The organism is Rhodococcus sp. MEB032 (assembly GCF_030208925.1).
In the GTDB taxonomy this organism is placed as follows: Bacteria; Actinomycetota; Actinomycetes; order Mycobacteriales; family Mycobacteriaceae; genus Rhodococcus_F; species Rhodococcus_F qingshengii.
Window position 1 is genome coordinate 144,683 of record NZ_JARVSY010000016.1, and the last position, 25,316, is coordinate 169,998.

Consider the following 25,316-nt stretch of genomic DNA (forward strand, 5'->3'; position numbering starts at 1 on the left):
GGAGACGACGTCGAGATTTGATTCAACCTGCGTGGGGACGATGCCGACGCTGACTGCGGTCCGTATTTCAGGGCTGCACCTAATACAAGGCTGCACTGAATCTGTGGAGTGCGAAGTGCTTATGCGGTAGCCGATTTGGGATTTGGTTGCGGGATTCGGCCTTGCGCGCGCCCCATGGTGTGCGGCGGTGTTGGCGGAACGTCGTGCACCGTCGAAGGCCTTTCACCTGCGACGATTGACGATCAGTCCCTTCGTGTTGACGCAAGCGTAGCCAATGGCTACAGTGATGGCAGTCACGATTGATGTCTGAGATCCGTGGTCATGATGGCGGGTCGCTCGGCCGGTTTCGCGCTCCAAGTGGAGCGTTGACACATTCTGTCGGTTGAAATCCGTGAAAGCCCTTGTCGTAGAGCAACTTCTGCGCAGTTTCCGAAAGTGCTGCTGTTGCAACAGTTCAGGAGGATGAAGTGTCACCAATGGCGTTATCGATGAAGCCGACGGGATGGTTCCAGATCGGCTGGTCTGGCGACCTCCTGGCCGGAGACGTTAAGCCGCTGCGCTACTTCGGGCATGACCTGGTCGCCTACCGCACCCAGAGTGGCCGCCTCGTGGTTCTGGATGCATACTGCGAGCACCTCGGGGCCCACCTGGGGCATGGGGGCTCGGTGTTCGGCGACAACATTCAGTGCCCGTTCCACGGCTGGCAGTGGAGTCCGGAAGGTCGAAACACCTGCATTCCGTACCAGAAGGCCACCAACCGGGTACGCAAGATCGGTACCTGGACCACCGCCGAGCGTGACGAAATCATGTACATATGGCATGACGTCGAAGGCGGCCAGCCGCAGTACGACGTACCCAGCATCTTCGAGCTCTTCCCCGACTCGGGCCCGGCGAGCGATTACCACGACTTCGGTGAGGCCGGGCGCTTCGAGACCGCCGAGCTGGCGATCCACCCGCAGTACGCGGCCGAGAACGGCGTCGACTTCGCGCACTTCAAGTATGTGCACCGTGCCGACCAGATCCCGACCGTCGTCGCCCGGGAGTTCGGCGAGTACGACTTCCGGACGCAGCTGTCGCTGCACTTCAAGCGGCGCGGCGCCGACGGCGAGCTCGAGACCGTCGAAGGACGCACCTTCGCCTCGCTCCTGGGCCTCGGTCTGGGCTTCTCGTTCGCCGACGGTGTCGGCGGCATCTGTGCGCTCACCGCGGTGACGCCCGTCGATGACGAGCACTCGATCCTGCGGTTCTCCGCGTGGGCCAGCAAGGAGGACGGCGAGGACGACTCCCGCGTGGCCAAGCGGCAGCGTAGTGCAGTCGGGCAAGTCAAGGCTGACGTCGCAATCTGGGAGCATCAGCGCTACACCGAGCCTCCCGGCCTGGCGACCGCCGAAGCCGCAGGCTTCCGCGAAATCCGCAAGTGGGCTCGTCGCTTCTACCCCGAGGGTCACCTCGGCCATGGCGCCGCAGAGCAGACCGCAGGCGCCGATGAACTACAGGCGGAATTCGCGTAATGAGACTTGCACTGACACAAGAGCACGAGGGCTGGCGCGCTGAGATCCGGGAGTTTCTCGACGCCGAGCTGCCCAAGGCGAACGCCTTCAACCCAGAATTCGACGATGCCCCGGACCAGTGGGCGATCGCCCTCGAGTTCAGCAAGAAGGTTGCGGCTAAAGGCTGGATCGGCCTCACCTGGCCGGTGGAGTACGGGGGTAAGGGTTTGTCACCCATCGTGAACCAAATCTTCCTGGAGGAGCTGTACGCGGCCGACGCACCGATGATCAACTCGGTCGGAATATTCCTCGCCGCGGGCACTATCTTGGCGGGGGGTACCGAGGAGCAGAAGAAGCGACTGCTTCCGGACATCGCAGACATGCGGACCCTTTGGGCCGAGGGTCTGACCGAGCCGGAAGCCGGCTCCGACCTCGGCTCCCTGCAGACCAAAGCAGTCAGGGACGGTGACGAGTGGGTCATCACCGGGCAGAAGGCATACACCTCGTGGGGGCCGATGTCCGACGTTTTGTACGTGGCCGCTCGCACGACGACCGGCGAGGTCGCGCGCGATGAGATCAGTATCTTCGTGGTCGATCTGACGAGTCCAGGCGTCACCCTCCATCCCATGCGCAATTATGGGGGCGGCGTCCAGTCCAGTACCTACCTCGACCACGTCCGCGTGCCGACCACCTCGCTGATCGGTGAAGAGGGCCGAGGCTGGCAGTACATCATGCGCGCCTTCTACGCCTCAGGGACTGTCGAGCCGATTTACGCAATGCAAGAAGCGCGGCTACGCGATCTCATTGCGCACTGCAAAAATGTTCCTGGCAAGCTCGACGATCCGCACGTGCAGGCTGACCTGGCTGAACTTGCCGAGATTATCCAGACTCAGCGTCTGCTCGCCTACGAGATCATCGGCGACAACACCACCGGTCGACAGACCCCGTGGGGCGGCGGTGTCCAGCAGGTCGCAGCCAAGGAATACGAGCCGCTGTTCGCTCAGATTTACGACCGAGTACTAGGCCCGACCAGCCAGCTCCGATCGGGATCGTCGTACGCCCCCCTCAACGGAAAACCCGAAGCGTGGTATCGGCAGTCGTTTGCCAACCATGCCGGAGGAACGTCCCAACTCAAGCGGATGGTGCTCGCGACGCGGGGCCTCGGCCTGCCGCGATAGGAGCAGATGATGGAATTGGCATGGGGCGAGGACTTCGCCGCCCTCGCAGATGTGAGCAAGTCGGTCTTTACACGCTACTCGCCGCTGGAAGACCGGTCGAACGATGTTTCGTTCGTGGATCAGATTGCGCAGTTCGCCGAACTCGGCTGGCTGCAACTCGGCGATCCGATCGGGGTCGACGCCGATAGCCCATCGCTCGGAACAATCGCCGGCGTCTTCGTAGAGATGGGCCGCGCTTTGGCCGATACGCCTCTGCTCGATCTGACAATGGCACGCGACGCGGCGCTGGTGATCGGCACAGAGAAGTCGGCAGCCGTGGCCGAACGGATCGGCAACGGCGAGGCCGTGGTGATTCCGGTATTCCCGTCCGCGAACTGGGGCTCGGCGGTGACGTACGAGAACGGGGCCTTGAACGGAGTGGCGCTGGCCGTAGGCTACGCCGACCGCGCCGACAGCTTCCTTGTTCACGCCGTTGCGGGCGAAAGCGTTGTGGTCGTGTTGGATTCGAAATCGTTGATCCGCTTCGAAGCAATGCCGAATATCGGCGAGCACCCGATGTTTGCTCTGACCTTCGAGAATGTGCCGGTGGCTGACGGCGCCGTGCTGGCGCGCGGCGGCAATGCCGACCGCGCCGTCGAGGTCGCCAATCAGCGCGGCGCTGTACTGCGCGCCTCGCAGGTCTACGGCGCGGCGCTAACGCTGCTAGACATGACCGTGCTGTACGCGAAGCAGCGGCACCAATTCGGTGGACCGATCGGCCGATTCCAGGCGGTGCAGTACCTGTGCACCGACATGGCGATCGCCGCGCACCTCACTTCGGCACATGCGCGCTCGGCCGCCGGAGCCCTCGACGCCGGCATCGACCCGCAACCACACATCGGGCTGATGTGCAAGCAAGCTGCGAAGGCGGCGCTGCAGATCGTCCACTCGGCGCACGAGGTCCATGCAGGAATCGGGTACATGGTCGAGTCGAACGTGCACCTTTTCACCGACGCAGCCAAACGCTGGCAGTACGACTTCGGTTCGGCGGCGTACAACGACGCCGCGATCGTGTCAGCCCTCCACCGGATCTACATGGGAGCATGACGATGAGTTTCATCGATTACGAGGTGGACGGCGCCGTCGCCGCAATCACCCTCAACCGCCCGGACAAACACAATGCCCAGGACGAGTCCCTGTTGCGCGACCTCGATGCCCGCTGGCAGCAGGCATCTGCCGACGACGCGGTCAAGGTGATCGTCGTGCGCGCCAACGGCGACCACTTCTCGTCGGGCCACGACCTCAAAACGCCGGCACCGGGCTACTTTCGGGAGGGCAAGACCGTGTTGGAGAGCGCCTACGACTGGGAGAACGAGCACTACCTCGGCTTTTCCCGCAAGTGGCGCGACGTGCCTAAGCCGTCGATCGCGGCGGTCCAGGGCGCCTGCGTCGCCGGTGCCCTCAACGTGATCTGGCCGTGCGACCTGATCGTCGCGGCCGACAATGCCTCTTTCAGCGATCCGGTCGTGAAATTCGGCGTCGGCGGCGTCGAGTATCACGCGCATACGTGGGAGCTCGGCGCCCGACGCGCCAAGGAGATGCTGTTCACGGCGCGAAACTTCACAGCCATCGAGGCATTCGACGCCGGCATGTTGAACCGGGTGGTCCCGCTCGACGAGCTCGATGCGCGGACGATGGAACTTGCGCACGAGATCGCCGAGATGGACGCGTGGGGACTGGCCACCGCAAAACGTGCCGTCAACCAGACTCTCGACATCATGGGCCAGCAGGCCGCGTTGAAGTCGGCGTTCGACATCCACTGGCACGGACACGCGAATGCGCTGCTCCGTACCGGCTACCCGCTTCTGGCGCCAGACCCGCTTCCGGCGAAAGCCATTGAGAAGAAGGAGGACTCGTGAACTTGGACATCTCGCCGAACGATGCGACCTCTCTGTGGGATCTGCTAGCGCTGCGGGCAGAGGCTACCGGCGACGCCGTCGCCGTCATCGACGAGTTCGATCGACGTTTGACCTTCGCTGCGGTGGCCTGCGCTGCCGAGCGTGTCGCGGCAGGGCTGCTGGCCTGGGGTATCGAGCCAGGTTCCACGGTGAGCTGGCAGTTGCCTACCCGCATTGAAACCATAGTTCTCAGCCTTGCTCTTTCTCGTCTCGACGTGACCCAGAACCCGATCATTCCGCTTTACCGGGCGCGCGAGGTCACGGCCATGACCGAACAGTGCGCATCCGAATGGTTTATTACCGTTCCCGAGTTCCGCGGTTTCGACCATGCGGCGATGGCCGACGATCTGCGGGCGGCCAGCGGCGAGAGCCTAGAAGTGCTGATCCTCACCGATGAGCTGCCCGATGGCGACCCGGCCACGCTGCCCGCCCCGCCGCTCAGCCGCGAGGAGGAGCGCTGGATTTACACCACCTCCGGCACCACGTCAGCACCGAAGGGCGTCTGCCACACCGATAGCACGCTCATCGCCGGAGGAGTTGCGCTTGCGGATGCGATCGGCGCCGGCTCCGACGATGTGGCAACAATCCTGTTCCCCTACGCCCATATAGGCGGCCCCGACATGCTGATTGCATCGCTTGTCAGCGGCATGGCGCTGGTGGTCATGGAGGTCTACGAGCCGGTTGCCGCGGTCGAGCTGATGCGGCGGACGGGTGCGACCGTCACCGGAGGATCGACCCCGCACTACGCTCTTCTGCTCGAGGAACAGCGGAAGAACCCGGGCACCCCGGTGGTTCCGACGTTGCGCATGGTCACCGGCGGCGGAGCGCCGATGCCGGAGAAGCTGTTCCGGGAGGTACTCGCCGAGATCGGCATCCCTGTTCTGCACGCCTACGGGATGACCGAGTGCCCGATGATCACATCGGCGCGGATGAGCGACAGTATCGAAAAGTTGGCCAACACCTCGGGACGTCCCGTTCGGGGATGCGAAGTGCAGATCCGCTCCGAGGAAGGCGAGATACTGTCGTCCGACGAGGTGGGTCGGGTGTGGCTGCGCGGTCCTATGCTGTTCAAGCAGTACAGGACCGCCAGCGAGATCGTCCGCCCCTTCGACGCCAACGGGTGGATGTTCACCGGTGACACCGGAAAGCTCGATGTGGCCGGGCATCTGGTCCTGGTGGGCAGGGAGAAGGACCTGATCATCCGTAAAGGTGAGTCGATCAGTCCCGTCGAGATCGAAGAGGTGCTGGCGAAGCATTCCGCGATCGTCGATGTCGCCGTCATCGGATTGCCAGACGACACGTCGGGCGAGCGCATCTGTGCAGTGCTTCAGTTGCGCGAGGGCACAACGGCCGCGGATCTCGGCATCGAGCAGATCCGAGATTGCTGCCGCGCCGCAGGTATCTCGCCCGTGAAGTTCCCCGAAGAAGTCGTGATCGTCGCGGAGATACCGAAAACACCGACGATGAAGATCCGCAAGCAGAGCCTGCGACAGTCCGTCATCGACCAGCGGGTCGGGACAGGCGCAAGCGCTCACTGAGGTGTACCCCCTTTGCTGCCAACAGATTTGAGAATTGGAAGTTCTTATGCCAGGACGTGACTATATAGAGCGCGCCGTCGAGTTCGCCGACGCGAACGCGTTGCGGATGGCGCTGTACCAGGCGACCCGAGATGTAGACATCGCCGCGATCACCCCCGAGCGCGTCTTCGGCCCGGTTGCGGACTCCGTCGAATTCTCCGACGTCGATATTGCGCTCATCCGGGCGAAGGCCGTCGAATACTTGCTGACCGAACCGGACGAGAGTGCGCTGCCGATCCCTTCGCGTGACGAGATAGTCGAACTGCTCGAAATGGCAGAGGCTCGAAAACTGGCACCGGACGACGTGGTTATGCGACACCACATCCCGGCCTTCGTCGACATGCCCTTCCAGGCAAAATGGACCGGAGAGAAGGTGATCCCAGATGGCTACCACGTCGCGATCGTCGGTGCCGGCTTCGCCGGGGTCGCCATGGGGGTGCAGTTGTCTCAGCTCGGCATTCCGTTCACCGTGTACGAGCGTCGTGCCGATGTCGGCGGCGTGTGGAGTATCAATACCTACCCGGACGTCCGTGTCGACACCCTGAGCTTCACTTACGAGTACGCGTTCGAGAAGAAATATCCGTGGACCGAATACTTCGCTCGTCAGTCGGAGGTCCGTGCGTACATCGATCACGTGGCACGCAAGTACGGAGTCTACGAGCACATCGAGTTCGGCTCCGATGTTCAGCAAGCCCGCTTCGACGAAGCGACGCAGCGTTGGACTCTGACTGTCCAGGGCGAGGACTCGGTCCTTGACGTCGAGGCGAATGTGGTGGTCGCCGCCAGCGGTGTGTTTGCGACTCCGCGGGATTTACCGTTGGAGGGCATCTCCGGATTCAGCGGACAGATCGTGCACACCACCGAATGGAATGACGACATCGAGTACGCAGGTAAGAAGGTCGCTGTCATCGGAAACGGATCGACTGGAGTCCAGCTCCTGTCGAAGGTGGCCGAGAAGGCGGAGTCCGTTGTCGTTTACCAAAGGACGCCGCAGTGGATCTCACCGCGCGCCAACTACGGTGCGCCCATCGCAGACGAGCTCCAGTGGCTGATTCAGGAAATGCCCTTCTACTGGAACTGGAACAAGTACGTCGCCGGTCTGAGCACTATTGATCTGCGGAATGCGCTTATTCCGGATCAGGAGTGGATCAAAAATGGCGGCGCCGTCAGTGAGCGCAACGACATGCTGCGCGAGATACTGGTCGGCTACATCTCGCGCCAGGTCGACGGTCGGCAGGAACTCATCGATCAGCTCGTACCGAACTACCCGCCGATGACTCGTCGTCCGGTGGTCGACAACAATTGGTATGTCACGTTGACCAGGGACAATGTCGAGCTTGTCACGGCGCCGATCGATCGCGTAACTGAAACCTCTATCGTCACAGCAGACGGCGAGAGTCTCGATGCAGACCTGATTATCGCCGCTGTCGGCTTTCAGACTGAGAAGTACATCTGGCCGACTCGTTACTACGGCATCGGCGGTATGACGCTGGAGGACGTCTGGACCGCCCACGGGGCGCAGGCCCATCTCGGAATGACCGTCCCGGGATTTCCGAACATGTTCATGCTGTACGGCCCCAACTCGCAGCCGGTGGCGAGCGGATCGGGACTGCCCACGTGGTTCGAGATATGGACCCGTTACATCGCCGAAGGCATTGTCGGCATGCTGGAGAAGGGTCGTTCGTCGATGGTCGTTCGCCGTGATGCGTTCGACGAATACAACGACCAACTGCACGAAGAGGCCAGGAAGCTCATCTACCTCTCGCCGAGCACCGCGATGGTGAGGAATTACTACGTCAACGAGTTCGGGCGGCTGCAGATGAATGCACCGTGGAGCGGCGAGAGATTCTACGAATTGTGCGCGAGCCCCGATGAGTCGCAGTTCGACTTCACAAGCGCGCCATAGTATTTGTTCGACGATACATCGTGCCAGTGCTGTGTCCGGCGGAGTTTCTGTAATCCGAGACGGTAGTCCGCAGACGGAAATCGATCGCGACGGGGCAAGGCACTTCTTCCGATATCGCTTCGCCTCCAGTGTCTCCCGACGCAGATCGAGATTCAGGTGGGCGGCTGTGTGCCTTGCCGGTTGCTGCTCGGCGAATCGCAGGAAACGACTGGCGGAGCGACGGAGTAGTTGCTCAATTTCGGTCTCAAACCGGTTGCCCCACAGCTGATTGCACCATCGGCTATTTCCTTCCGTGCAGCGCACAGGGGGATGTTTCCGGGCCGGTCAGGTGACCACGTCTCATCTGTTGACGCACGAGTAGCCGATGGCTACAGTGAGTCCAGTCACAATCGGATGACCAGTGATGCGGCTGAAATCGTGGGCACGCGGCATTCGATTCATTCAGAGCCGATTGGCAGCCACCCCGAACCTCGCTACCGAGGACATGAATGTTAGGAGTCAATGTTGAGCACTCGGAAGACGAACTGGGGTCGCTGGGGCGAATCGGATGAATTGGGTGCGCTCAATCTCCTCACTCCCGAGCGGGTGCTCGCTGCGCTTAGCCTGCCGAAGACCGGCAAGACCTACAGCCTCAGCATTCCGATCCAGCGGTCGGGTGTGCCGAACCTCGACTACCGCGGCATTCCGCAGCGACTGACCTTGACCAACCACGAAGACGAAGCAATCGCCCGTGCCAACGGTGGCGCTCCCGGTGTAGGCGCCAACGAGGATCAGTTGATCATGCCGTCGCACACTTCGACTCACATGGACGCGCTGTGCCATGTGTATGCAGACAACAAAATCTACAACGGATACTCGGCCGACCAGGTCACGCCGTACTCCGGCGCGGCTAAATGCAGCATCGACAAGGTAGGCGGCATCGCCGGTCGCGGCGTCCTCATCGACGTCGCGGCGTCGAAAGGAATCGATTTACTCGACCCCGGATATGTCATTACCGCGGACGATCTTCAGAAGGCCCTGGACGGTCAAGGCGTCGAACTGCACTCGGGTGACCTGGTGCTCATCCGCACGGGATGGCTGGAGGATTACATGGCCAATCAGGGTGAGATGATGCCGCAGCCGGGCATCGGCCTCGAAGCAGCCACTTTCCTCGCCGAGAAAGACGTCGCGCTGGTCGGCTCGGACAACGCAGCCATCGAGCCGATCCCGTTCGACCAGCACGTCTACCTCGGTGGACACATCGTCCTACTCGTCGAGCACGGCATCCACCTGGTGGAGAACATGAACCTGGCAGAGCTGGCCGCCGACCAGTGTTACGAGTTCCTCCTGACCATCGGCGCGCTGAAGATCACCGGTGGCACTGCGAGCCCGGTCACTCCTGTGGCTATCGGGTGACCGAAACATCTCACAAGACAAGGACCCCGATGACTGAAAACTCCGACACGGTCGGGCATTCGTACCGCGCGTCCCATATAGGGCTGTGCGTCTCCGACCTTGCGAAGAGTCTTCGCTTCTACTGCGACGGACTGGGTTTCGTCAAGATCATGGAATACGACCTCGACGAGCAAATTCCCGAGGTCGATGCGCCGTGCAGCCTCACCTCGACTTTCCTGGAGAAAGACGGTCTGCGAGTCGAGCTGCTCACTTACCGGCAGCCCGGTGTGATCGGTGCCCCGCCTACTCGACGCAACCATCTTGGAATGACTCACCTGTCGTTCTTCGCCGAAGACGTCGATGCCGCATCGGAAGCGCTGCGCGTGTACGGGGGAGTGCTGGTGCCCGACACACGCGCCGGCACCGACGACCCGACCGCACCACAGATCGTGTTCGTGGCCGACCCTGACGGCAACCGAGTTGAGATCATGCACATCCCTGCCGGCGTCCCGTGGTGACCCGCGGGCGCCGATCACACCGGATTCGGGCCGCCAATCATTCAATCGTCGAACGCATCTCGGTGACGGACCCTTCTGCCGCCGTAACGCACAGTTGACGCAGTGACAAGCAAAGGACACTTATGAGCACCCCAGAAAAGACCGCACGAGATCCGCACCTCTGGGTACCACAACGGAAGGTGGAAGATCTCGAATCGTTTCGGGAGAAGTACGCGGCCGAGCGCGACAAACGTCTGCCGAATACCGGGGCCGACACCGTTCAGGCGATTGATTTCGAAGGTACTTTCGCATCGTTCGACAGCGATCCGAATGCGAGCGATTCTCGCACCGCACCGCCGTTGACCGCCGATCTCGACGTGCTCATCGTCGGCGCCGGTTTCATGGGCATCAGTGCTGGCGTCGAACTGAAGAAAGTCGGTGTCACCAACTTCAAGATTCTTGATGTCGCAACGGACTTCGGCGGCACCTGGTATTGGAATCGGTACCCGGGTGTGCGCTGTGACGTCGAGTCGTACGTCTACCTGCCTTACCTGGAAGAGACCGGTTACATCCCGACTGAGCGGTACACTCGCGGCAGTGAGATCTTTGCGTACTGCCAGTCGCTAGGCGAACTTTTCGGCCTCTACGACCATGCCCTGTTTCAGACCAGGGTCACCGACATGGAGTGGGACGAGGACACCGCGCGATGGACGGTTCGGACCGATGGCGGCGACGAGTTTCGCGCGCGCTTCGTCTCGACGCAGAGCGGTACATTCAGCCGCCCCCAGTTGCCCAGCATCCCAGGGGGCGAAAGGTTCACCGGCCGCAGCTTCCACACGAGTCGCTGGGACTACGAGTACACGGGCGGCGACATCACCGGGAATCTGGACAAGCTCCGCGACAAGCGCGTGGCTGTCATTGGAACGGGTGCCACCGGTGTGCAGGCTATTCCGCAACTCGCTGAATATGCGAAATCTCTGGTCGTATTCCAGCGCACGCCTACTCAGATTGCTCCCCGGGAGAACGCGCCGACCGACGTCGAATGGTTCAAGTCGCTGCCGGAGGGTTGGCACCGTGATCGTCGCGCGACCTTCGACAAATGCGCGATGGACCGTGCCACCGCCGATTGCGACGTCGACGACGGGTGGATCAAGTTCGCGAAGTACCAGCTCGGAGCGGTCTACGATGCCGGCGGCGCGGAACCGACCCTGGACCAGTTCATGGACGCGATGGAGCGTTCGGATTACGAGTGGAACGAGATGTTGCGAGATCGCATCGACGCCATCGTGACTGATCCTGCCAAGGCCGAGAAGTTGAAGAGCTACTACCGCACCATGTGCAAACGGCCGGGCTTCAGTGACGACTTCTTGCCTGCCTTCAACAAAGAGTCCGTGGACATCGTAGATACTTCGACCACTCCGATCGACCGGATCACCGAGAAGGGCATCGTCGTTGGCGACCGCGAGTACGAAGTGGACCTCATCGTCTATGCGACCGGGTTTCAACTGGGGCGCTCTTGGACCGACAAGGCGGGCTACGACGTGGCGGGTCGAAATGGCAACAGACTGTCGAAGAAGTTCGCCGACGGAGTCAGCACTTATCACGGTTTCCTCAGCGCAAACTTTCCGAATCTGTTCTTCCTGGGCTTCATCCAGTCTGCGCAGGTGTCGAATATCGCTAACCTCATCGACCACCAGGCCAGACATATGGTCTACATGATCGACAAGTGCCTCACCGAGGGTTTCCGAGCCATCGAACCTTCCGCCGAGGCCGAGGCCGGGTGGAACCAGACCATTCTCGAGCACGCGGAGATGCGACGGGAATGGAATATGACGTGCACCCCAGGCCAGTACAACAACGAAGGCCGCATCGACGACAAGCGCAGCACGCTGGTGGGTGGCCTTTACGCACCCGGGTACGAGTACTTCGATCTGCTCCGCAAGTGGCGCGAGGACGACATGCTTGATGGCATTGCCGTGACCCGTTAAGTCGCCCAGCGCTTTTCGCGTGAATATTTCGAGGTCTGCAGACAGCCGATAACCATGGCTATCAGTCCGTGCTCGTTGACGAAGGAGATGGTAATGACATTGACACCTGTGAGAATCGGTCAGGCACTGTTCACCCTGGTGGATCCGACGCGCGGCCACGAGGTCGCTTACAACCGCTGGTACGAGCGAGACCATATCTACTCGGGCTGCATGATCGGTCCAGGCTGGTTCGCAGGTCGCCGTTGGGTGGCGCCGATGCGACTCAAGGACCTGCGCTTCCCGGCGAGCGGACCGGTCGCGGCCGAGATCGCGGACGGTTCGTACCTTGCGATCTACTGGGTACACGAGCCGGAGACGGAACAGGCCGAGGCATGGGCCCGTACCCAGGTTGGCGAGCTGTACGCCGCCGGCCGCGGATTCGCCGAGCGTGAGCACGTGCACACAGGCCAGTACTTGCCGGACTCTACCTTCAGTGCGCAGGAAGACAGCGTCCCCCTCGAACTCGCACTCGACCATAACTACCGTGGCCTCGTCACCGTGATGATAGAGCCGGTCGGCGGCGTCGACCGAGCCGAAGCAATCGAGACCATCAATGGAGGCCCAGTCAAGTTGTTGCTCGACACCGGTGCTGTCGACTTGTTGAGCAACTGGCGGATGAAGCCCTGGCCCGCCGATCACAGCGTGCCTATGAAGATGGGCAACGACGGTGGAACCACTGAGCGAATCCTGCAGTTGTGTTTCCTCGAGGGAGATCCCGTCGATAGCTGGGACCACATCGTCGACTACGCCGCAAACATCGAGCGCTCGGGCGCCGGCCTGGTCACCTTCGCTTCACCGTTCATTCCGACTGAGGTCGGTACGGACAAATACACAGACGAACTGTGGTGACCCGCGTGTTGAATGGTGAGAAAATCCTGGTGACCGGGGTCTCCGGTCAGATCGCCTTCCCGATCGCGAGCATGCTCGCCGCCGAGAATGAAGTGTGGGGGTTGGCGCGGTTCAGCAGCCCCGACGATCGGCGGCGGGTGAGCGCAGCGGGGATCACCCCGGTCGCCTGCAGCCTCGGTGACGGTGACTTCACGGGTGTCCCAGACAATTTCACCTACGTCGTGCATCTCGCGGCAAATCAGGCTCCGGGATGGGACTATGACGCTGCTATCCGCGCGAATGCGGAGGGAACCGGACTCCTCCTTCAGCACTGTCGTTCGGCCAAGGGCGCCCTGGTGATGTCGACTCATTCAGTCTATCGGCCACAGGCTGACCCCCTGTACGTGTTTACCGAGGAATCGCCGCTCGGGGAGTGCAACAGTAGTCACGCCCCTACTTACTCGGTATCGAAGATCAGTCAGGAGGCAAGCGCACGGCTCGCTGCGCGTGCCTTCGGCGTTCCGGTCACGATCGCTCGGATGAACTCCTCGTACGGCCCGAACGGAGGTCTGCCGGCCATGCATATCGACGCCGTCGCCGATGGTCGGCAAATCACGACCCGTTGGGATCCGTGCATGTACAGCCCGATCTACGAAGACGACATCAACTTGCAGGTCAGTGCGCTCCTCGATGCAGCATCCGTACCGGCCACCATCGTCAACTGGGGTGGAGACGAAGTGGTCAGCGTCCAGGAGTGGGTGGCCTACGCCGGCGAGCTGATGGGTGTCGACGCGACCGTTGAAGTCGTCCCGGTCGAGGGGACGCTGCGCGGATCGATCGCGGACACGAGTCGGCGCGCATCCATCACTGGACCGTGCGCTGTGGACTGGCGCGAAGGCATCCGCCGGACAGTGGCGCTCCGCCATCCGAGCAAGCTCGTCGAGATGACGCAGTCGTGAGCATCACTCTGTGGAACACATTTGGGTAGAACACATTTGGGAGACGACAATGCCTACGACACTGCGCGCGTTGCTGCCCGCAGAGCGAGCTGGTGGACCGGCGAGCCCGGAGCTGTTGGAACGCCGTGCGAAGTTCATCGCGACCGAGATCGACCCCGAACTGAGGGTCACGGCGGGTGATACAGACTTTGCAGGCGTAGATTGCCGAACCGTCTGTGCCGGAGACCGTATCACCGTTCTCTACCTCCACGGGGGTGGATACCGGATGGGCCGTCCGGAGGCATACGACGCTTATGTTGCGGCGCTGGCGGCAGGCGCCGAGACAACGATAGTCGCTCCGCGGTATCGGCTCGCGCCGGAGAATCCGTTCCCGGCCGGACTGAGCGACGCTCTGGCGGTTTACGAGGAACTTGCATCTGCGACGGACAGACCGATCGTTGTAGCCGGAGATTCGGCGGGAGCCGGTCTCGCCGCCGCTGTCGTCGTGGCTGTGAGCGCCAGCGACGTTCGCACTCCAGGCGGACTGATGTTGCTGTCTCCGTGGCTCGACCTGCACTGTTCGTCGCCGTTTTATGGGACCTCCACCGACACCTACTTTCCGCTTGCGAACGCGGAGTCGGCGCGGGATGACTATCTGCAGGGTGCCTCCGCGGGAGACCCGTTGGCCTCGCCGTTGTTGGCCGACCACACCGGCTTCCCACCTACCCTGATTCAAGTCGGCGGCAACGAGGCACTGGTCGGCGACGCTCTCGGCCTGGCTCGGGCGCTCGCGACCGCCAACATCACCTGCACACTGGAAGTGATTGCGGATCAGGGACATACGTGGCCGCTGATCTGTCCCGATCACGGCGATTCCATCCTTTCTATCGAGTCGTGCGTCCGGTTCCTCCGGACGATCGACGCCGGCAAGCTTTCGACTGATGGAGCCCGGGTGAGCAGGGGCCTTCCCAAACCTGATGGCCGAATCAGCGAGGAGACGAGATGAACGACTTCTCTGGTCACGTGGCACCGGTGACCGGCGCTGCCACAGGACATGCACGCCGTCTCGCTCGCCGAGGCCGGCGCCGATGTTGTCAACTGTGATTGTGTGAGGACGGCGCCTGTGTCGCAGCCGCTCGGCACCAAGGACAAGTTTGACGAGACTTCACGTATCGTCGAGTCGACCGTGCGGCTGTCGCCGCTCTGGTCATGAGGGTGGAGGGTACTCGGAAGAGTCGACATTGCGGTTGCCGACGCCGGGTGTCGGCCGGCGCCCCATCCACGAGGTATCCAGTAGACAGTGGGCGGCGGTACTCGGATCGAACCTGACCGGTGCGTTCCACACTATCTCTTCTGGCGCTCCCGGAATGGTTGCGTGGGGTCATGGCCGCATCGTCACGATCGCCTCAATGCTCGGCCGGGGCGCGGCACTTGGTCGGGCAGCCTCCTGTGCCTCGAAGTGGGGTGTAATCGGATTGACCAAGAGTGTGTTACTCGACCTCGCAATGCGTAGAATTACGGTCAATGAGGTTGCGCCAGAATATATTTCAACCCCATGGTGCATAATGACGCCTGTCGAATGAGGCACCCTGATCTCGATACGCCGGCGCGTGCGGACATCGAGCCGATATTTTGCGAGCCTTAACGGCCAGTCGGTCGACGCGGGCGCGGTGGCCGTCACCAATTGAAATTCCCTGCTCGGCGTAGATGTTCGAGACGGTGCTGTTCACTGCGGTCGTAGATGCATTCGCACGCTCGCCAGGGTGCCGGTGAACGGAACGGAATCGACGGCTGTCGGCGCTCTGCGAACGCCGCCGTCCTTTTCGTGTTCCAAGGCCGAAGACAGCGATCTTCCGAGCGCTGACAGACCACAGAAGCGTCAGCGAGGCAATTCCATTCACAAGAACATAGTCCGGAGGTTCGCGAGAGTGTTTCCGGCCGAACTGTTTACGGTGACTGGGCGCGCAGGCGATCTGCGGCGGCCGATGCCATCGAGTGGAGAACATCGGGGGCGATCGGACTCGGCGCCGTCGCGGACAGCTGAGTCAACGTCGTCCCGACTGCGGCCACGATCGCGTCGGCAACCAAGGTGAAACCGCCACTCTCCGTGATGATTCGGAAAGCGAAAGACGCATCGCCGATGTTCGGGTCCGACGCTCCGCCGACGCGATAGGTGATTGTCGTTCCGTCGGCATCGGTTCCCGAATACTCCGCACACTCAGCCAGCGTGGTCTGAAGTTTCTCGAAAGCTGCTACTGCCGCGGTGCCGTCGGCGTACGAAGCAGAGTCCTGATCGATGCTCGTGAATTCGGGGCCGGTGAACATGTCGGAGAGGTCGGCGACCGATCCGGGAGCCTGGGTGGCTATCGGCGCCAGAACCTGGGCGCAGACGGCGGGGTCGGTGCTCGACTTGTCCGCCTCCGAATTCTCCGGCGCCGGTGCGAGGCCGAGGTCGTCGACCGGGTCGGGAACTACGTCGAAGTCGGCAGGTAGCTCGGACAGGGTGAGCGCGGCTCGTTGCAGGCCGTCACGGTCGAGAGGCGCCCCGCTCAGCGGTGCGGCCGGAGCAGCCGTGAACGGCGCCAAGCCGACCTGTGGGGCGGAAACCTGCGTAGTCGTGTCGGCACCAGGCGAGTCGTCCGAGCCGCAACCGGTCACGACGAACAGTGCCGCCGTTGCGGTCAGACCAAGTGCGAGAAGCGACCGGCGTGTCACGATTCCCACCGAATGCTGTTGGAGATGGTCTGCCGGATCACCGAGGAGCTGTCCGGGTCGCCGTATGCCTGGTCGCCGCCGACGGTCATCTGTCCGTCGATCGGCAAGGGGAGTGAGAGGTCGACGGTGAGGTTTCCGGAGCCGGCCATGACGTACTGATCGATGTTCAGCGTTCCGGCGTCACCGGCCAGGTTCCAGACCGGGCTCTGCGGGGTCTGCGATACGTCCACCGCGAGCGAAAGCCGATTGCCCTCGCGCGCGGTGAGCGTGACGGTGGTTGTCTGATCGAGCAGGATTTCGCTGCTGACTTGCTGCCGAACCACCCAACGTGCGCCGACACCGACCGGAGCGTCGGGGAGTGCGACGGTCCGGTAGACCGCTTGGCCCAGCGCTTGTTCGATTGCAGCGCGGGCAGCATTGGCCGAGTTGGCGGAGGGCTTCAACCGTAGGGCGGTGATGGCGCCCGAATCCGTGACCGACAATCCGGCCGCAGACCCGTCGGCCCCGCTCAGCGCAGCCTGCAGCGTTGCATCGGGCGAGGTCATCGACGACAGCGTGAGGTCAACGACTGCGGTGGGATCGTCAGCGGTCACGTTTGCCGAGAGCGGGATCGTGATCTCCGGCGAAGAGAAATCCTGCGCCGGTTGTTGATCGATCTGCTGACTCACGACGGCCTGGGTGACGAGCGTCGCCGTCTGCGTGGTGCCGACAGGCAAGTTCGTACGCAAAACCTCGCGCGGCTCGCTTCCCGCCTCGAGAACTTCGACCGTCGCGGCGGTCACCGGAACAGTCACCTCACTCGGCGAGGAGGTCGGGGTGTTCGGAGGTTGATCCGAACCGCCGCAAGCGGTGAGAACGGTGGTGAGAGCGAGGGCAGCGAGGGCGAACGGAACGCGTCGGCCGGTCGTGGACAGCAGTGGCACGCGCTCCAGGCTAGCCGCAGTTGCAGAGTGCGTGACCCGGTGCGGTGAACATGAGGGATGATGGTTGCGTGAGTACAGACCACCCAGACCGAGATGTCAACGCGGAGGATCAGCCGATTACCGAAATCTCGAAGGCCGACGAGTCCGAAACCGTGAAACCGGAAGCCGTGAAATCGGAAGACGGTGACCTGGCGGTTGCGCCGGTCGAAAAGCCCCGCCGGCTGACCATGCTCATTGCCATCGCCGCTGTCATCCTGCTCTCGGACATTCTCACGAAGGTGTGGGCAGTCGCCGCGGTCAAACCGGGGCAGCCGATCGAAATCATCGGTGACGTGGTCACATTCACGATGGTGCGCAATCCGGGGGCAGCGTTCTCGATGGCGACGTCGATGACGTGGATCCTCACTCTCGTCGCAATGGGTGTGGTCATCGGTGTGATCAAGATCGGTCGCACGCTCCGATCACCGTGGTGGGCGCTCGGTCTCGGCCTCGTTCTCGGCGGCGCGCTGGGTAACCTCGTCGACCGATTCTTCCGCTCTCCCGGAATCATGCGCGGACATGTGGTGGATTTCGTCTCCGTCGGCTGGTGGCCGGTGTTCAACATCGCGGATTCCGCGATCGTCTGTGGCGCGATTCTGCTCGTCGTCCTGACACTGTTCGGCTTCGAACCCAACGGTGAACGCCTGCGTGATCACAAGGCGGACGACAAGAAGCTCACCGAATCGAAGGCTGCAGCCGAGGGAGAAACCAAGTGAGGGAATCCCGTTCGATGCCAGTGCCCGACGGTCTCGATGCCATGCGCGTCGATGCCGGCCTCGCGCGCCTTCTCGGACTCTCGCGCACCGTGGTCGCGACACTCGCGGAAGAAGGCTCGGTACTCGTCGACGGTGTGGCCGTCGGCAAGTCCGATCGTCTGACCGCAGGGTCGTGGCTCGAGGTAGTCCTGCCCGAACCGCCGCGGCCCCTGACCATCGAAGCGACACCGGTCGAGGGAATGGAGATCCTCTACGCCGACGACGACGTCGTGGCAGTCGACAAGCCCGTCGGAGTTGCCGCGCACGCCAGCGTCGGGTGGACGGGACCGACCGTCATCGGCGGACTTGCCGCGGCCGGTTTCCGCATCTCGACGTCCGGTGCCCACGAGCGTCAGGGCATCGTCCACCGCCTGGACGTCGGAACGTCGGGTGTCATGGTGGTTGCCACATCCGAGCGCGCGTACACGTTGCTCAAGCGCGCTTTCAAGCAGCGGACCATCGACAAGCGCTACCACGCTCTCGTGCAGGGACATCCCGACCCGAGCAGCGGAACGATCGACGCGCCCATCGGACGCCATCACGGGAACGACTGGCGATTCACGGTCACGGCCGACGGCAAGCCCAGCGTCACGCACTACGACACCATCGAGGCGTTCCAGGCAGCGAGTCTGCTGGACGTGCACCTCGAAACCGGTCGCACACACCAGATCCGTGTCCACTTTTCGGCGTTGCGCCATCCGTGCTGCGGTGACCTGACTTACGGCGCGGACCCTCGACTTGCCGAAAGGCTCGGCCTCGAGCGCCAGTGGTTGCACGCCGTGTCTCTTGGATTCGCACATCCGGCGGACGGTCGCTGGGTCGAGATCAAGAGCAAGTACCCGAAGGATCTCGAACACGCACTCGAAGTTCTCCGGTCCTCATGACACCGCGCGGGCTTACCCCCGCGCCGGCCGTCGTCGCGGTGGTGGTCGGTGTGGCGGCGGTGGTGGGCGTAGGGTTCGCGAATCCCGTGCCGACCCCGCCGATCCGGACGGACACCCTGGGTCCGGACAGTGGGGAAGCTGTCCCGGACTACCTCGACCGAGCGCGAGATTCCGTCGCGTCGGTCGATGGGCCGGTATGGGCGTTGGTCTCGTTCACGAAGGCACTCACCGTCGACGAGGTCATCACGTCGACCAGCAGTGTTCAGGTGCCGGGCGCTGAGGTCTCGGGCGTTCGCGTGTCCAGGGTCATGTTCCGAGTTCCGATCGAGCGCGTCCAGACGCCGCTCATGTCGGTGCCCGTTCCCGACAACGACGAAGCAGTACGCAGATCGCCCGGTGTTGCAGCCACGCGACTGGTCTCGCTCGGCGGCGACACCGATCGCCAGCAACAGGTGGCGCTCGCGTCGGCGAAGCAATTGTCGGCCGGGTGCGCCTGCGCGGTGGGCGTGCTGGTGCGAGCGACTCCCGAAGGACTCGAAGCGATCGAACATGACTCGAACGTCCGTGCAGTGGAAGCGTTGCCGTCCGACGCCTCGCCGTGGTTGGCAGCCGTCCGTCCCTTGCTGCCGGAGTACGTGGACGTCGTTGCTCCCGGCCCCGACGATGGTCCGGTCCCGTGAACTCCGGTTCTGTGAACAAGGACGAACGCGCTGAGTCCCGTTCGTCCTCGGGGATCTTCTACGGTGTGGCGGCTTTCCTGTTGTGGGGAACGTTCCCGGCATTCTTCGGGCTACTCGACTTCGCCGATCCGGTCGAGATCCTGGCGCACCGGGTGGTGTGGACCCTTCTGTTGATGCTGATCGTGTTGGCCTTTGCCGGCCGCCTCGGATCGCTTCGCGGAATCAGCGCACGCACCTGGCTGCTGGTGACCGCGGCGTCAGCCGCGATCGCCGTGAACTGGGGAACGTACATCTATGCCGTGGTGTCAGGCCGCGTCGTGGAGGCGGCTCTCGGGTACTTCATCAACCCGCTGGTCACCGTTCTGCTCGGCGTCGTGATCTTCCGCGAACGATTGCGTCCCGCCCAGATCGCCGCGCTCGTTCTCGCTGCCACGGCAGTTGTGGTGATCACGGTCGACTTCGGGAAACCTCCGATCGTCGCTTTGCTGCTCGCCGGCTCGTTTGCCACCTATGGGTTGGTCAAGAAGGTGGTTCCGCTCGATCCTCGAACCAGTTTGACTGCCGAGGGAGTCGTTGCCGCACCGTTCGCGGTCGGCTATCTCGTGTTTCTCGGCCTGACCGGGGCCGGTGCATTCATCAGCAGCGGTACCGGGCACAGCCTGTTGCTGCTTGCCGCCGGCCCGGTCACCGCGCTGCCGCTGCTCCTGTTCGGCGTCGCCGCTCAGAGAGTTCCGTTGGCGACGATGGGCATGCTGCAGTACCTCACCCCGGCGCTCCAGATGGCGTGGGGTGTGGCCGTCATGCACGAGGACATGCCGGCCTCACGCTGGATCGGCTTCGTTCTGATCTGGGCTGCACTGGTGATCTTCACGACAGACACCTTCGTCGCCGGTCGACGTTCGCGGCGTTCGGTGAGGTCGAGCGCCGAACCCGAGGTTCCGGTCACGTGACCGGAGGCGGCGCACGGCGATTCCGCTACGTCGGTCGCCGGTCGTGTCGGCAGCGCGGCATACACTCGATCTCGCTCCCAGACCTTCAGAGAGGCGCACGTGGCTGACTCGTTCGTACATCTTCACAATCACACCGAGTACTCGATGCTCGACGGTGCGGCCAAGGTCGGCGCCATGTTCGAGGAGGCCGCTCGTCTCGAAATGACCGCAGTCGGCATGACCGACCACGGAAACATGTACGGCGCCAGCCAGTTCTACAACGAGGCAAAGAGCGCCGGCATCAAGCCGATCATCGGCATCGAGGCCTACATCGCACCCGAGTCTCGCTTCAACACCAAGCGAGTTCTGTGGGGCGATCGCAGCCAGAAGTCCGACGACGTCTCCGGTAGCGGTGCGTACACCCACATGACGATGGTGGCCGAGAACGCGACCGGACTCCGCAACCTCTTCAAGCTGTCGTCGCTCGCGTCCATCGAGGGCCAGCTCGGTAAATGGCCACGGATGGACGAGGAGCTCATCGCCGCGCACGCCGAGGGCATCATCGCGACCACGGGTTGCCCGTCCGGTGAGATCCAGACCCGCCTTCGTCTCGGTCACGATCGCGAGGCTCTCGAAGCTGCCGCGAAGTGGCAGGAGATCTGGGGCCCGGACAACTTCTTCCTCGAACTGATGGATCACGGTCTCTCGATCGAGCGCCGTGTGCGAGAGGGTCTGCTCGACATCGGCAAGCAACTCGGTATTCCGCCACTTGCCACCAACGACTGCCATTACGTCACCAAGGACGCCGCCGAGAATCACGAGGCGCTGCTCTGCATTCAGACCGGCAAGACGCTCTCCGACCCCACTCGCTTCAAGTTCGACGGCGACGGCTACTACCTCAAGTCCGCTGCCGAGATGCGCGCCATCTGGGACAACGAGGTACCGGGGGCATGCGACAACACCGTTGCCATCGGCGAGCGTGTGCAGTCGTACGAGGACGTCTGGGCATTCCACGACCGGATGCCGATCTTCCCGGTCCCGGAGGGACACACGCAGCAGACCTTCCTGCGCGCCGAGGTGATGCGCGGACTCGATCGCCGCTTCCCGAGCGGACCGCCGCAGGAGTACCTCGCCCGCGCCGACTACGAGATCGGCGTCATCAACGAAATGGGCTTCCCGGCCTACTTCCTCGTGGTCGGCGACCTGATCAACCACGCCAAGGACGTCGGGATCCGTGTCGGGCCCGGCCGTGGATCGGCTGCCGGTTCGTTGGTGGCCTACGCGATGGGTATCACCAACATCGACCCCATCCCGTACGGGTTGCTGTTCGAGCGATTCCTCAACCCCGAGCGTGTGTCCATGCCCGATATCGATATCGACTTCGATGATCGCCGTCGCGGCGAGATGGTTCGCTACGCGACGGACAAGTGGGGCAACGACAAGGTCGCCCAGGTCATCACCTTCGGCACCATCAAGACCAAGGCTGCCATCAAGGACTCGGCTCGCGTCCAGTTCGGCAAGCCGGGCTTCGCCATCGCCGATCAGATCACCAAGGCACTCCCGCCGCCCATCATGGCCAAGGACATCTCTGTCTCCGGTATCACCGATCCGAAGCACGAGCGGTACAAGGAGGCCGTCGAGGTTCGAGCACTCATCGACTCCAGCCCGGACGTCGCGAAGATCTACAAGACCGCGGTGGGTCTGGAAGGGCTGATCCGTAACGCCGGTGTGCACGCCTGCGCGGTCATCATGTCGTCCGAACCGCTCACCGACGCAATCCCGGTCTGGAAGCGCGCCCAGGACGGCGCCATCATCACCGGGTGGGACTACCCCTCGTGTGAAGCCATCGGCCTGCTCAAGATGGACTTCCTCGGTCTGCGAAACCTCACGGTCATCGGCGACACGCTCGAGAACATCAAAGCCAACCGCGGCATCGACCTCGACCTCGACACTTTGCCGATGGACGATGCGGCAACATACGAACTGCTCGCCCGCGGTGACACTCTCGGTGTGTTCCAGCTCGACGGCGGCGGTATGCGCGAGTTGCTGAAATTGATGCAGCCCACCGGATTCGGCGATATCGTCGCCGCCTTGGCGCTGTATCGACCGGGACCGATGGGTGTGGACGCCCACATCTCGTACGCCAAGCGCAAGAACGCCTTGGAAGACGTCAAGCCGATTCACCCCGAACTGGAGGAGCCGCTCGCGGAGATCCTCTCCGAGACCTACGGCCTGATCATCTACCAGGAGCAGATCATGCAACTGGCGCAGAAGGTGGCCGGGTACACCCTGGGTCAGGCCGACTTGCTGCGTCGCGCCATGGGTAAGAAGAAGCTGTCCGAGCTGGAAAAGGCCTACGCCGGCTTCCGGCAGGGCATGTTGGACAACAACTTCAGCGAAGCCGCCATCAAGGCGCTGTGGGACACGGTCCTTCCCTTCGCCGGCTACGCGTTCAACAAGTCGCACTCCGCCGGCTACGGACTCGTGTCGTACTGGACTGCGTACCTCAAGGCGAACTACCCGGCCGAGTACATGGCGGGTCTGCTGACCTCCGTCGGTGACGACAAGGACAAGTCCGCGATCTACCTCGCCGACTGCCGCAAGTTGGGCATCACCGTTCTCCCGCCGGACGTCAACGAGTCACGCGTCGACTTCGCGACCGTCGGCGACGACATCCGTTTCGGTATGGGGTCGGTGCGCAACGTCGGCGCCAACGTCGTCGCCTCGATCATCAAGGCGCGCACCGAGAAGTCGAAGTTCACAGATTTCTCCGACTATCTCGGCAAGATCGACGCGATGGCTTGCAACAAGAAGGTCACCGAATCGCTCATCAAGGCCGGTGCTTTCGACTCGTTGGGTCATCCGCGCAAGGGCCTGATGTTGGTCCATGCCGACGCCATCGATTCCGTGATGAGCACCAAGAAGGCGGAGGCGATCGGACAGTTCGACCTCTTCGGCGGTGCCGAGGCGGACGAGTCGATCACCTCGGTGTTCGACGTCAAGATTCCTGACGAAGAGTGGGATTCCAAGCATCGCCTGGCGCTCGAACGAGAGATGCTGGGGCTGTATGTCTCCGGTCACCCGCTCAACGGCGTCGAGCACATTCTTCGCCAGCAGTCCGACACGTCCATCGCCGCGATTTTGGAAGGCGGCGTCCAGGACGGTGCCCAGGTAACTCTCGGCGGCATCATCGCCTCGGTGGACCGCCGGGTCAACAAGAACGGTCTGACCTGGTGCATCGTGCAGCTCGAAGATCTCGTGGGTGGAATCGAGGTGCTGTTCTTCCCGCAGGCGTACGCCGTGTACGGAATGGACATCGCCGAGGATGCCATCGTGTTGGTCAAGGCTCGCGTTTCGATCCGAGACGATCGGATGTCACTGATCGGCAACGACCTTGCGGTACCTGATATTTCGGCGATCGGGGTTGCGCGTCCGCTGTCGGTCTCGCTGCCGCTTCGGCAATGCACCAAGGACAAGCTCAGTGCTCTCAAGCAGGTGTTGACCAGGCATCCGGGGACGTCCGATGTCCATGTCCGACTGATCGGCGGAACCGAAATCAGCTTGTGGAAGGTCGACGACGTCCTTCGGGTCGAACCGTCCTCGGCACTGATGGGCGACCTGAAGGCATTGCTCGGACCGAGTTGCCTGACGGTCTGACCGCCGAGCGGACCTGAACCGAACGAAGGGACCTTGCTGCTGATGCAGCAAGGTCCCTTCGTGGTTCGCGGGAGTTCGGGGGAGTGCGGTGATCAGGTGGTGCGTGAGTAGTGCACGCGCCGTACCCACCACGTGACTACAGCGGCCGTTGCGGCAGTCAGTACGGCCACCTGCATCGACTGCGTGACGGCACCGGCGACGACGAACAGCACGAACCCGACCACGAGAGCTTCGATCTTGTACAGCGGCCACCGAGTTCCGGCCAGATCGACGCAATAGTCGGGGGAGGGGCGTGATTCGCGAGTGGAGATATCTGCGGTGGTCATCTCGTCCCCTTCTGATACGGCTGTTCGAAGCTGTGGTTTCAGAGTAGCCAGAGATGAGAGTTCGGGCAAGCGAACTTTATTGATCGGCAGCTCACTTAATCGATCAACCAGGGGAGTGCGCGGGCGACAGGCCTGGTCGGCGTGGTTCGGTGGCCAAGGTGCTCGAGTGGGTGTTCACTGGTATACATGCCAATCACAGGTGAGTACGAACCCAGTCCAGCGTCGTGGGCCGCCGATCAGGTCGCACGCATCGAGAACTCCGGTGGCACCGAGGGAAACGACATGAACGGCATGCCCGTCGTCGTTCTCACGACCATCGGGGCAAAGTCCGGAAAGGTCAGGAAGACGCCGCTGATGCGGGTCGAGCACGACGGTTCGTATGCCGTTGTGGCTTCGCTCGGTGGCGCCCCGAAGAATCCGGTCTGGTACTACAACGTCAAAGCCGACCCGCACGTCACGCTGCGTGACGCGACGCAGGTCTTCGACCTGGTTGCTCGGGAAGTCACCGGCGACGAGAAGGCGGTCTGGTGGGAGCGCGCTGTCGCTGCGTACCCCGACTACGCCGATTATCAGACGAAGACCGATCGTGAGATTCCGGTGTTCGTGCTCGAACCCAAGTAACCCCGCATTCCACAAGAAGCGCTGCATCAATCACA

General features: G+C 62.7%; 22 protein-coding genes. 19 read left to right on the forward strand and 3 right to left on the reverse strand.

Features of this window, described 5'->3' with window-relative positions; translation table 11 throughout:
- The first annotated feature begins 488 nt into the window (after positions 1-488).
- The 13 genes from QRN54_RS18460 to QRN54_RS33630 all read left to right on the forward strand — a co-directional run bounded on the left by QRN54_RS18460 (position 489) and on the right by QRN54_RS33630 (position 15,335).
- Positions 489-1,511 carry a Rieske 2Fe-2S domain-containing protein gene (locus QRN54_RS18460; protein ID WP_285182754.1) on the forward strand — a complete coding sequence of 341 codons (1,023 nt, stop codon included), beginning with the start codon at positions 489-491 and terminating at the stop codon, positions 1,509-1,511.
- Positions 1,511-2,668, forward strand: coding sequence for an acyl-CoA dehydrogenase family protein (locus QRN54_RS18465; protein ID WP_285182755.1), 1,158 nt, complete (start codon positions 1,511-1,513; stop codon positions 2,666-2,668). Before QRN54_RS18460 ends, QRN54_RS18465 begins: the two co-directional genes overlap by 1 nt.
- 9 nt (positions 2,669-2,677) lie before the next feature.
- A complete protein-coding gene (locus QRN54_RS18470; protein WP_285182756.1) occupies positions 2,678-3,754 on the forward strand; it encodes an acyl-CoA dehydrogenase family protein in 1,077 nt (358 codons plus the stop codon).
- 2 nt (positions 3,755-3,756) lie between these two features.
- Entirely contained in the window at positions 3,757-4,566 is an 810-nt protein-coding gene (locus QRN54_RS18475) for an enoyl-CoA hydratase (RefSeq protein WP_285182757.1), read from the forward strand.
- Complete coding sequence (locus tag QRN54_RS18480; protein ID WP_285182758.1) at positions 4,563-6,143, forward strand: class I adenylate-forming enzyme family protein; 1,581 nt, start codon at positions 4,563-4,565, stop codon at positions 6,141-6,143. The genes QRN54_RS18475 and QRN54_RS18480 overlap by 4 nt, the downstream gene beginning before the upstream one ends.
- Positions 6,144-6,189: 46 nt before the next feature.
- On the forward strand, positions 6,190-8,088 hold the full coding sequence (locus QRN54_RS18485; protein WP_285182759.1) for a flavin-containing monooxygenase: 1,899 nt from the start codon (positions 6,190-6,192) through the stop codon (positions 8,086-8,088).
- 501 nt (positions 8,089-8,589) lie between these two features.
- Positions 8,590-9,483 (forward strand): cyclase family protein, encoded by an 894-nt coding sequence (locus tag QRN54_RS18490; RefSeq protein ID WP_285182760.1) that lies wholly within the window; start codon positions 8,590-8,592, stop codon positions 9,481-9,483.
- 29 nt (positions 9,484-9,512) lie between these two features.
- The gene (locus tag QRN54_RS18495) at positions 9,513-9,980 is read left to right on the forward strand and encodes a VOC family protein (protein ID WP_285182761.1); all 468 of its coding nucleotides are present in this window, start codon (positions 9,513-9,515) and stop codon (positions 9,978-9,980) included.
- A gap of 122 nt (positions 9,981-10,102) precedes the next feature.
- Positions 10,103-11,947, forward strand: coding sequence for a flavin-containing monooxygenase (locus QRN54_RS18500; RefSeq protein ID WP_285182762.1), 1,845 nt, complete (start codon positions 10,103-10,105; stop codon positions 11,945-11,947).
- A gap of 93 nt (positions 11,948-12,040) precedes the next feature.
- A complete protein-coding gene (locus QRN54_RS18505) occupies positions 12,041-12,835 on the forward strand; it encodes a hypothetical protein (RefSeq protein ID WP_285182763.1) in 795 nt (264 codons plus the stop codon).
- Complete coding sequence (locus tag QRN54_RS18510; protein WP_285182764.1) at positions 12,832-13,773, forward strand: NAD-dependent epimerase/dehydratase family protein; 942 nt, start codon at positions 12,832-12,834, stop codon at positions 13,771-13,773. Before QRN54_RS18505 ends, QRN54_RS18510 begins: the two co-directional genes overlap by 4 nt.
- Positions 13,774-13,822: 49 nt before the next feature.
- Positions 13,823-14,758, forward strand: a complete 936-nt coding sequence (locus QRN54_RS18515) for an alpha/beta hydrolase fold domain-containing protein (protein ID WP_285182765.1) — start codon at positions 13,823-13,825, stop codon at positions 14,756-14,758.
- 241 nt (positions 14,759-14,999) lie between these two features.
- Positions 15,000-15,335, forward strand: coding sequence for an SDR family NAD(P)-dependent oxidoreductase (locus QRN54_RS33630; protein ID WP_350318881.1), 336 nt, complete (start codon positions 15,000-15,002; stop codon positions 15,333-15,335).
- Between the two features lie 364 nt (positions 15,336-15,699).
- Here QRN54_RS33630 and QRN54_RS18520 read toward each other — a convergent pair whose 3' ends face one another.
- Both QRN54_RS18520 and QRN54_RS18525 read right to left on the reverse strand, forming a co-directional pair.
- A complete protein-coding gene (locus QRN54_RS18520) occupies positions 15,700-16,467 on the reverse strand; it encodes a sensor domain-containing protein (protein ID WP_285182766.1) in 768 nt (255 codons plus the stop codon).
- A complete protein-coding gene (locus QRN54_RS18525; RefSeq protein WP_063316140.1) occupies positions 16,464-17,390 on the reverse strand; it encodes a hypothetical protein in 927 nt (308 codons plus the stop codon). The genes QRN54_RS18520 and QRN54_RS18525 overlap by 4 nt, the downstream gene beginning before the upstream one ends.
- Before the next feature lie 68 nt (positions 17,391-17,458).
- Between QRN54_RS18525 and lspA the strand changes: the two genes are divergently transcribed.
- The 5 genes from lspA to dnaE all read left to right on the forward strand — a co-directional run bounded on the left by lspA (position 17,459) and on the right by dnaE (position 24,334).
- On the forward strand, positions 17,459-18,145 hold the full coding sequence (gene lspA, locus QRN54_RS18530) for a signal peptidase II (RefSeq protein WP_285182767.1): 687 nt from the start codon (positions 17,459-17,461) through the stop codon (positions 18,143-18,145).
- The gene (locus QRN54_RS18535) at positions 18,142-19,068 is read left to right on the forward strand and encodes an RluA family pseudouridine synthase (RefSeq protein ID WP_007733161.1); all 927 of its coding nucleotides are present in this window, start codon (positions 18,142-18,144) and stop codon (positions 19,066-19,068) included. The genes lspA and QRN54_RS18535 overlap by 4 nt, the downstream gene beginning before the upstream one ends.
- Complete coding sequence (locus QRN54_RS18540) at positions 19,065-19,748, forward strand: hypothetical protein (RefSeq protein WP_007733159.1); 684 nt, start codon at positions 19,065-19,067, stop codon at positions 19,746-19,748. The genes QRN54_RS18535 and QRN54_RS18540 overlap by 4 nt, the downstream gene beginning before the upstream one ends.
- A complete protein-coding gene (gene rarD / locus QRN54_RS18545) occupies positions 19,745-20,698 on the forward strand; it encodes an EamA family transporter RarD (protein ID WP_007733157.1) in 954 nt (317 codons plus the stop codon). The genes QRN54_RS18540 and rarD overlap by 4 nt, the downstream gene beginning before the upstream one ends.
- 99 nt (positions 20,699-20,797) lie before the next feature.
- On the forward strand, positions 20,798-24,334 hold the full coding sequence (gene dnaE, locus QRN54_RS18550; RefSeq protein WP_003941755.1) for a DNA polymerase III subunit alpha: 3,537 nt from the start codon (positions 20,798-20,800) through the stop codon (positions 24,332-24,334).
- Positions 24,335-24,426: 92 nt separating this feature from the next.
- Here the strand turns inward: dnaE and QRN54_RS18555 are convergent, their stop codons facing one another.
- Positions 24,427-24,660, reverse strand: a complete 234-nt coding sequence (locus QRN54_RS18555; RefSeq protein WP_003941759.1) for a hypothetical protein — start codon at positions 24,658-24,660, stop codon at positions 24,427-24,429.
- A gap of 186 nt (positions 24,661-24,846) precedes the next feature.
- On the opposite strand from QRN54_RS18555, the gene QRN54_RS18560 reads away from it, so the two are divergent.
- The gene (locus QRN54_RS18560; protein ID WP_003941666.1) at positions 24,847-25,281 is read left to right on the forward strand and encodes a nitroreductase family deazaflavin-dependent oxidoreductase; all 435 of its coding nucleotides are present in this window, start codon (positions 24,847-24,849) and stop codon (positions 25,279-25,281) included.
- Positions 25,282-25,316 lie beyond the last annotated feature (35 nt).

Coding starts and splice junctions, on each gene's coding strand:
- QRN54_RS18505 (WP_285182763.1), top strand. CDS start 12,041: ATGACATTGACACCTGTGAGAATCGGTCAGGCACTGTTCACCCTGGTG.
- QRN54_RS18485 (WP_285182759.1), top strand. CDS start 6,190: ATGCCAGGACGTGACTATATAGAGCGCGCCGTCGAGTTCGCCGACGCG.
- QRN54_RS18460 (WP_285182754.1), top strand. CDS start 489: ATGAAGCCGACGGGATGGTTCCAGATCGGCTGGTCTGGCGACCTCCTG.
- QRN54_RS18555 (WP_003941759.1), bottom strand. CDS start 24,660: ATGACCACCGCAGATATCTCCACTCGCGAATCACGCCCCTCCCCCGAC.
- QRN54_RS18490 (WP_285182760.1), top strand. CDS start 8,590: ATGTTGAGCACTCGGAAGACGAACTGGGGTCGCTGGGGCGAATCGGAT.
- QRN54_RS18465 (WP_285182755.1), top strand. CDS start 1,511: ATGAGACTTGCACTGACACAAGAGCACGAGGGCTGGCGCGCTGAGATC.
- QRN54_RS18500 (WP_285182762.1), top strand. CDS start 10,103: ATGAGCACCCCAGAAAAGACCGCACGAGATCCGCACCTCTGGGTACCA.
- QRN54_RS18515 (WP_285182765.1), top strand. CDS start 13,823: ATGCCTACGACACTGCGCGCGTTGCTGCCCGCAGAGCGAGCTGGTGGA.
- QRN54_RS18470 (WP_285182756.1), top strand. CDS start 2,678: ATGGAATTGGCATGGGGCGAGGACTTCGCCGCCCTCGCAGATGTGAGC.
- QRN54_RS18560 (WP_003941666.1), top strand. CDS start 24,847: ATGCCAATCACAGGTGAGTACGAACCCAGTCCAGCGTCGTGGGCCGCC.
- QRN54_RS18540 (WP_007733159.1), top strand. CDS start 19,065: ATGACACCGCGCGGGCTTACCCCCGCGCCGGCCGTCGTCGCGGTGGTG.
- QRN54_RS18475 (WP_285182757.1), top strand. CDS start 3,757: ATGAGTTTCATCGATTACGAGGTGGACGGCGCCGTCGCCGCAATCACC.
- QRN54_RS18495 (WP_285182761.1), top strand. CDS start 9,513: ATGACTGAAAACTCCGACACGGTCGGGCATTCGTACCGCGCGTCCCAT.